Source organism: Antribacter soli (genome assembly GCF_021568775.1).
Lineage (GTDB): Bacteria > Actinomycetota > Actinomycetes > Actinomycetales > Cellulomonadaceae > Antribacter > Antribacter soli.
This window is the reverse complement of record NZ_JAKGSG010000024.1, coordinates 21,083-27,472: the sequence shown is the minus strand read 5'-3', so window position 1 is coordinate 27,472 and position 6,390 is coordinate 21,083. Positions and strand designations below refer to the sequence as shown.

Sequence of the window (6,390 nt, the reverse complement as noted above, 5' to 3'; positions counted from 1 at the left end):
CCGCCTGCCGGGCCCCGCCCAACCCCCCCCGGCGCCGCCCGGGGCCCCCGGGCCCGTCGTGAATCCGCTCAGACCATCGCCACTGCGACGGTCACCACCTGGGCGACGCCCGCGGCTGCCGCCACGAGCAGGCCCAGAAGCCCGCCTGCGGCCACAAGGAGCGGCGCCCACAGCGGTGTGCTGACGGTGTCGCCCTGACGGTGCGACGTCTCGACGGCGGTGTCGAACCAGCCGGTGTTGTTCCTCATGCCCACGTACACGTGCCGGCAGGTCACAACGTTGCAGGGCCCCGGTCGATGGTTGCACGATCGTGACCTGGCACACGCAGGCCGAGGCCGGACGACCCAGGCCGGTCCGGGCCTGGACGCGCGACGAGCACTCGATCGGCCTGGGGGAGCGGGACGCTCTGCGGCGCTGGGCAAACTCGGGTGCGAGGTGGCACGATCGCGAGGGTGACCAGCAGTCCAGCCGAGACGCAGCACCTGCGCGACCTCGCGCGGCTGCGCCGCGTCCGCGACCGGATCGACCGGGAGTACGCACAGCCGCTGGACGTCGAGGCGCTCGCCCGCGACGCGCACATGTCGGCCGGGCACCTCAGCCGCCAGTTCCGGCTCGCCTACGGTGAGTCGCCGTACAGCTACCTCATGACGCGGCGCATCGAGCGCGCGATGACGCTGCTGCGGCGGGGAGACCTCAGCGTCACCGAGGTCTGCTTCACGGTCGGCTGCTCGTCGCTGGGTACGTTCAGCACGCGCTTCACCGAGCTGGTCGGCATGTCACCCAGCGCCTACCGCCGTGAACAGACGAGCGCGACCGCGGGGATCCCGTCGTGCGAGGCGAAGAAGGTGACCCGACCGGTCAGGAATCGAGAAGCACGGACCTCGGCGTCGCCCGTAGCGTGAGTGCCATGGACATCACCATTCACCACACGTTCCTCCCGCAGGACGACCCCGACGCCGCCATCGCGTTCTACCGCGACGTCCTCGGCTTCGAGGTCCGCAACGATGTCGGGTACGGCGGGATGCGCTGGATCACGGTCGGTCCCGTCGGCGAGCCTGCATCCATCGTCCTGCACCCGCCGGCCGCAGACCCGGGCATCACCGACGACGAGCGCCGCACCATCACCGAGATGATGGCCAAGGGCACGTACGCAAGCATCGTGCTGTCGACCAAGGACCTCGACGCAACCTTCGAGCGGATCGCGGCCGCCGGCGCCGAGGTCGTCCAGGAGCCGGTGGACCAGGACTACGGGGTGCGGGACTGCGCCTTCCGGGACCCCGCGGGCAACATGGTCCGCATCAACCAGGCGAAGTGATCACCACCAGGGTGCCACGCGAGTGACGGCGAGCTTCTCGGTGGTCATCGCCGCACCGCCACGACACGTCTTCGACTACCTTTCCGACCCGCGACACCGACCCGAGTGGCAGTCGAGCCTGCGGGCGATCCACCTGGTCGACGGCGGGTCACCCCGGGCCGGCACCCGGTGGGTGGACCGGACGGCGGTGGGGGCCAACCCCCGGATGGAGATCGTCGCCATGATGCCGCCGGGCGAGGCCGGCGAGGCCGGTTCATGGAGCGAGGTCGGGACGTGGCACGGGCTGAGTGCGCGGCTCACTCTCGGCTTCGAGCCGGTCGACGGCGAACCGGAGGTCACGATGCTCCGGGTCGCCATCGACATCGACAGCACTCCCTGCTGGCTGCCGGTCCGGGCGGTGCTGCGGGCGCTCGCCCCTGCCGCGGTTCGCTCGGACCTGCTCCGAGCCGCCCGGATTCTCGAGTCACGACCCGGGCCGCATCGCCGCGGGGACGTGGTCTGAGCGAGCCGTCGCACCTCACACTCTCCACCGATAATGCACATTATGTCATTACGACTCGGAGAGAGCCCTGGAGCCGGCCCTGGAGCCGCCCTCCCCGGGCGTCAGTCCGCGGCCTTGGCCCGCGTCGTCTTCGTCTTGCGGTGCAGCGTGAGGTAGATGCCCCCGAGCGCCAGCACGACGACGATCCCGAACACCGACCAGTTCGTCGGCATCCCGACGAGGCTGACGGCCTCGGCGACGCAGTCGTCCGACGCGACCACGCAGGGCGTCCCGCTCGTCGGGATCGTCAGCACGGCCGCCGCCACGACGGCTACGGCGCCCCACACCAGCATCCATGCCCGCCTGCCCAACCTCGCAGCCATCTCGCACCCCTTCGTCGTCGCGTCGACCGCAATGGTCATGATGTCGCTCTCGTGACGATCGTCCCAGGTTCGGGCGTCCGACGACGGAACGCGCCCCGGCATGTCGGCGAACATGGCACGAGCTCTGGTACCGGGTCGGCGGCCACTGACGAAACGACCTCACCACCGCGACCGAACGCGCGTTCTATACAATGGTGTATAGCGCAACACAACGGTCAAACGCTCCCCCTGCGCCCAGCATCGCTCCAGGTCGCCTCACGAGCCTCTGACCTGCGCGAACGTCCCGCTCGTGTCAGTGGTGACTCGTACGCTCTGACCAGTACGTCCGCCCAGGCCGCACAAGGAGAAGAGGATTCCGATGGTCGCTCCCCCGCGTCTCGACCGCCTCACCGTCGCAGAGGCGGTCCGCCGCTACCTCGCGTCGGTGGAGGTAGAGACGCTGCGGGGCGTCCTGTCCCCCACCACCGGCCGCAGCTACGCGCGCGACGTCGCAGAGTTCGCCCGCCTCGCCGGCGGTGACCGGGTCCTGGACGACGTGACCGGCACCGACGTCGACCACCTGCTCGTCCGGTACCAGTCGGCGCCCGACGCCCGGTACACCGACCCTGGCCGCAAACCCGGCCCCGGGCGCACCACGGCGACCGTCAACCGCTTCCGCCAGTCGGTGAGCCGGTTCTTCTCGCACGCCGCCCGCGAGTGCTGGGTCCAGGCGGACCCCATGCAGTGGGCCGCTCCCCCGGCCAAGGTGCGCGGCGGGCTTCGCACCGCCCGCACCGCGCTGTCGGCCAGCGCGGCACGCTCGCTGCTCGAGGCGGCCGCGCCCGGGGCGACGGGTCCTGGAGCCGGTGGCCGGAGCGAGCCTGCGAGCGCAGGCCAGAGGCGACCCAAGGGATCCGCGGGCAGCGAAGCCGTGCGGCCCGACCAGGACCTCGCGCTGCGCGACCGGCTGGTGGTGGCGCTGCTGCTCGTACTGGGACCACGCGTGTCGGAGCTGGCGCGGGCCGACGTCGCGGACCTGATCCGAGAGCCCGGCGAGACCCGGTGGCGGATCCACGGGAAGGGCGGCACGCCCCGCACGGTGACGCTGAGCCCGCCCCTCGCCCGGGCGCTGGAGGACTACCTGGAGCGCCTGCGGCCCGAGCTGGCCGCGCGCCGGCCGGACGACGCGGACACCCAGCGGGCGCTGCTCCTGAGCTGGCGCGGGCGGCGCATCGACACGCAGGCCGTGCGCGGCCTGCTGCGCCGGGCCGTGGACCGCATGCCCGCGACGTACCGGCGGGAGGCAACCCCGCACGCGCTGCGGCACACGACGGCGACGTTGCTCGTCGCGGAAGGCTGGGACGTCAAGGTCGTGGCGGAGCTGCTCGGGCACGCGTCGATCGCGACGACGGGCGTCTACCTGGACCGGATCGAGGGTGAGCTCGCGGCTGCCATCCGCGCGCACCCGCTGAGCGGCGCGCTGACGGACCCCGCGATGCCGAGGCAACCCGCGGGCGACCCGGTACCGTGAGACCCGTGCAGTCGCGACTCCTGCCAGGGCTCAGCCTCAACGTCTCCCCCGAGACGGTCCGCTCCGTACGTACCATCGCGACACGGGCGGCGATCGCGATGGCAGCAGTCCCGCTCCTCGCGGCCGCGGCCCTGACGGTCACCGACAAGGTCCGACGGCGCATGCACCCGCTCACGTCGCGCTTCCCGACGGAGAAGCCGCTCACCGAGCAGGTCGGCGACACCGAGACCACGGTCTACACCTTCGGTGCCGACCTCTACGCCGCGATGCTGGAGGCCGTACGCGGCGCCCAGCACACCGTGATGCTCGAGACATACATCTGGAAGGACGACGCGGTCGGGCAGGAGTTCAAGCAGGCACTGATCGACGCCGCCGCCCGCGGCGTGAAGGTCTACATCATCTACGACGGGTTCGCGAACCTCGTGGTGCCGTACTCCTTCTTCCGTTTCCCGCGGCACCTGACGCAGGCCTCCCCCAAGACGCTGCACGTCCTGCGGTTCCCCGCCCTGCGGCCAGGGCTGCTCATGCTCGACATCCGCCGCTCCGGCCGCGACCATCGCAAGATCCTCGTCGTCGACGACGAGATCGGGTTCGTCGGCGGGTACAACCTCGGCAGCCTCTACGCCACCCAGTGGCGCGACACCCACCTGCGCCTGCAGGGCCCGGCCGTGTGGGAGCTGCGCAACGCGTTCGTCGACTTCTGGAACCGGCACCGCCGGCCCGAGCTGCCCGTGCTGCACGACATCGGCTCCACCGACTGGCTGCCCCACCTCAAGGCCGCCCGCAACGCGCCGTCCGAGCTCGTCTTCCCGATCCGCGGCATCTACCTCGACGCGATCGACCGGGCCGTCTCCCACGTCTACATCACGCAGGCCTACTTCATCCCCGACCACGACATCCTCGCCGCGCTGCTCACCGCCGCCCGCCGAGGCGTCGACGTGCGCGTCGTGATGCCCGAACGCTCGAACCACGTCGTCGCCGACTGGCTCGCCCGCGGCTTCTACGCCACGCTCCTGCGTGGCGGCGTCCGGATCTTCCTCTACGAGGGAGCCATGATCCACGCGAAGACCGCCGTCATCGACGGCCGGTGGACCACGGTCGGCACCGCGAACATCGACCGGCTCAGCCTCACCGGCAACTACGAGGTCAACCTCGAGATCGTCGACCCGGCGCTCGCGGGGCGCATGGAGGACGTGTTCCGCATGGACATGTCCAACGCGCGCGAACTGACCATCGCCGAGTGGGAACGGCGCTCGCGGATCGCCCAGATCGGCGAGGCCCTCATCGCGCCGCTGCGCCCGCTGCTCTGAGGTCCCTCGGCCCAGCGAGGCCCTGTCAGCTCGACCAGGACTCGCCCCTGACCAGCCGTGCGTAGGCGTACTCTCCGCTGAGGCGGCGAGCGTCGAGCCAGTTCGCGGTGAGCCGGTGCCCGATCTCGGACAACGGCGCGTCGTGCACCGGGATCACCACCCGAGCCGGCACGGCCCGCGTGAAGTCGATCGCCTCTGCCGTCTTCAGCCACGGTGCCGCTACCGGGGTGAGCAGCACGTCGAGGCCACCAGCGGTCGCGGGCGGGGTGTCGAACGAGTCGCCCGGATGGTAGACGCTCGTCCCGCCGAGCTCCACGAGGTACGTCACGTTGACCGCGCGCGGCACCTCGGGGTGGATCTGCGCGTGCTGTCCGCCGCCGGTGGTCACCCTCGCTCCACCGATCTCGAGAACCTGCCCGGGGGCGGCCTCGTGCACCTGCTCGGCCGGGGCGCCGGCTGCCAGAAGGACCTGCACTGCCGGTCCGCTGGCCCACACCTGCAGGCCCGGCGTCTCGCGGAGTGCCGGCGCCACGACACCCGTGTCCACGTGGTCCGCATGGTCATGGGTGATGAGGACGGCGGTCGCGCCGACGAGGGCCTCTTCGGTGTCGGAGAACGTGCCAGGGTCGACGACGATCCGCGTCTCCCCGTCGGTCAGGGAGACGCAGGCGTGGCCGTGGAAGGTGAGCTGCACGAACTCAGGCCAGGGCGTCGTCACACCGCGGTGCGCGCCTTGGTGCGGCGCCGTTCGGCGAGCTCGTCGCCCGCCAGCTCCGGGAGCACCTCGCCGCTGTCGGGATCCTCCACGGACTCCGTCGGCATCTCGGACAGCGTGCCCTCGATCTCGCGCCACACGCGGCCGACGGCGATGCCGAACACGCCCTGGCCGCCCTGGACGAGATCCACGACCTCGTCCGCGGAGGTGCACTCGTAGACGCTCGCGCCGTCGGACATGAGCGTGATCTGCGCGAGGTCCTCCACGCCGCGCTCCCGCAGGTGCGTCACCGCGGTGCGGATCTGCTGCAGAGAGACGCCGGTGTCGAGGAGGCGCTTGACGACCTTCAGCACGAGGATGTCGCGGAAGCTGTACAGCCGGTGCGTGCCCGATCCCGTGGCCGGCTTGATGCTCGGCTCGACGAGGCCGGTGCGCGCCCAGTAGTCGAGCTGACGGTAGGTGATGCCCGCGACGCGGCACGCGGTGATGCCGCGGTAGCCCGTGGACGTGTCCTGCTCCGTCAGGTCCTCGCCGAAGAGGAGACCCTGGGCGCCGTGCGGGACCGCACCGCGCTCGGCTCTGACCTCACCGCTGGTGTTCACTGTGCCTCCTGAGGTGTCGTCTCCACGCTAGGGCGCCCCCTGGGGGAGGTCAACGACGCTGCCCTGAACGGCGC

Annotated in this window: 9 protein-coding genes; 5 read left to right on the top strand and 4 right to left on the bottom strand. The window is 71.3% G+C overall.

Going from position 1 to position 6,390, the window contains the following annotated elements; genetic code table 11:
* Positions 1-68: 68 nt before the first annotated feature.
* Complete coding sequence (locus L1785_RS07450) at positions 69-248, bottom strand: hypothetical protein (RefSeq protein ID WP_236088584.1); 180 nt, start codon at positions 246-248, stop codon at positions 69-71.
* Between the two features lie 204 nt (positions 249-452).
* Here L1785_RS07450 and L1785_RS07445 point away from each other — a divergent pair, with 204 nt between their 5' ends.
* From L1785_RS07445 to L1785_RS07435, 3 genes are read left to right on the top strand one after another with little or no spacing between them, the layout of a single operon-like run.
* The gene (locus L1785_RS07445) at positions 453-902 is read left to right on the top strand and encodes a helix-turn-helix transcriptional regulator (protein ID WP_236088583.1); all 450 of its coding nucleotides are present in this window, start codon (positions 453-455) and stop codon (positions 900-902) included.
* 5 nt (positions 903-907) lie between these two features.
* Positions 908-1,315 carry a VOC family protein gene (locus L1785_RS07440; RefSeq protein ID WP_236088582.1) on the top strand — a complete coding sequence of 136 codons (408 nt, stop codon included), beginning with the start codon at positions 908-910 and terminating at the stop codon, positions 1,313-1,315.
* A gap of 22 nt (positions 1,316-1,337) precedes the next feature.
* Positions 1,338-1,817, top strand: coding sequence for an SRPBCC family protein (locus L1785_RS07435; protein WP_236088581.1), 480 nt, complete (start codon positions 1,338-1,340; stop codon positions 1,815-1,817).
* A gap of 101 nt (positions 1,818-1,918) precedes the next feature.
* On the opposite strand, the gene L1785_RS07430 is transcribed toward L1785_RS07435, so the two are convergent.
* Positions 1,919-2,179, bottom strand: a complete 261-nt coding sequence (locus L1785_RS07430; RefSeq protein WP_236088580.1) for a hypothetical protein — start codon at positions 2,177-2,179, stop codon at positions 1,919-1,921.
* A gap of 358 nt (positions 2,180-2,537) precedes the next feature.
* Here L1785_RS07430 and L1785_RS07425 point away from each other — a divergent pair, with 358 nt between their 5' ends.
* Complete coding sequence (locus L1785_RS07425) at positions 2,538-3,689, top strand: tyrosine-type recombinase/integrase (protein ID WP_236088579.1); 1,152 nt, start codon at positions 2,538-2,540, stop codon at positions 3,687-3,689.
* A 5-nt stretch (positions 3,690-3,694) separates the two neighbouring features.
* The gene (locus L1785_RS07420) at positions 3,695-4,999 is read left to right on the top strand and encodes a phospholipase D-like domain-containing protein (protein ID WP_236088578.1); all 1,305 of its coding nucleotides are present in this window, start codon (positions 3,695-3,697) and stop codon (positions 4,997-4,999) included.
* A gap of 25 nt (positions 5,000-5,024) precedes the next feature.
* Here the strand turns inward: L1785_RS07420 and L1785_RS07415 are convergent, their stop codons facing one another.
* Both L1785_RS07415 and L1785_RS07410 read right to left on the bottom strand, forming a co-directional pair.
* Positions 5,025-5,717: an MBL fold metallo-hydrolase gene (locus tag L1785_RS07415; protein WP_236088577.1), complete on the bottom strand. Its 693-nt coding sequence runs from the start codon at positions 5,715-5,717 to the stop codon at positions 5,025-5,027.
* Positions 5,714-6,316 (bottom strand): MerR family transcriptional regulator, encoded by a 603-nt coding sequence (locus L1785_RS07410; RefSeq protein WP_236088576.1) that lies wholly within the window; start codon positions 6,314-6,316, stop codon positions 5,714-5,716. Before L1785_RS07410 ends, L1785_RS07415 begins: the two co-directional genes overlap by 4 nt.
* Positions 6,317-6,390 lie beyond the last annotated feature (74 nt).

What these genes read in the sequence shown, in the direction of transcription:
- L1785_RS07425 (WP_236088579.1), top strand. Translation starts at nt 2,538, where the DNA reads ATGGTCGCTCCCCCGCGTCTCGACCGCCTCACCGTCGCAGAGGCGGTC.
- L1785_RS07430 (WP_236088580.1), bottom strand. Translation starts at nt 2,179, where the DNA reads ATGGCTGCGAGGTTGGGCAGGCGGGCATGGATGCTGGTGTGGGGCGCC.
- L1785_RS07450 (WP_236088584.1), bottom strand. Translation starts at nt 248, where the DNA reads ATGAGGAACAACACCGGCTGGTTCGACACCGCCGTCGAGACGTCGCAC.
- L1785_RS07440 (WP_236088582.1), top strand. Translation starts at nt 908, where the DNA reads ATGGACATCACCATTCACCACACGTTCCTCCCGCAGGACGACCCCGAC.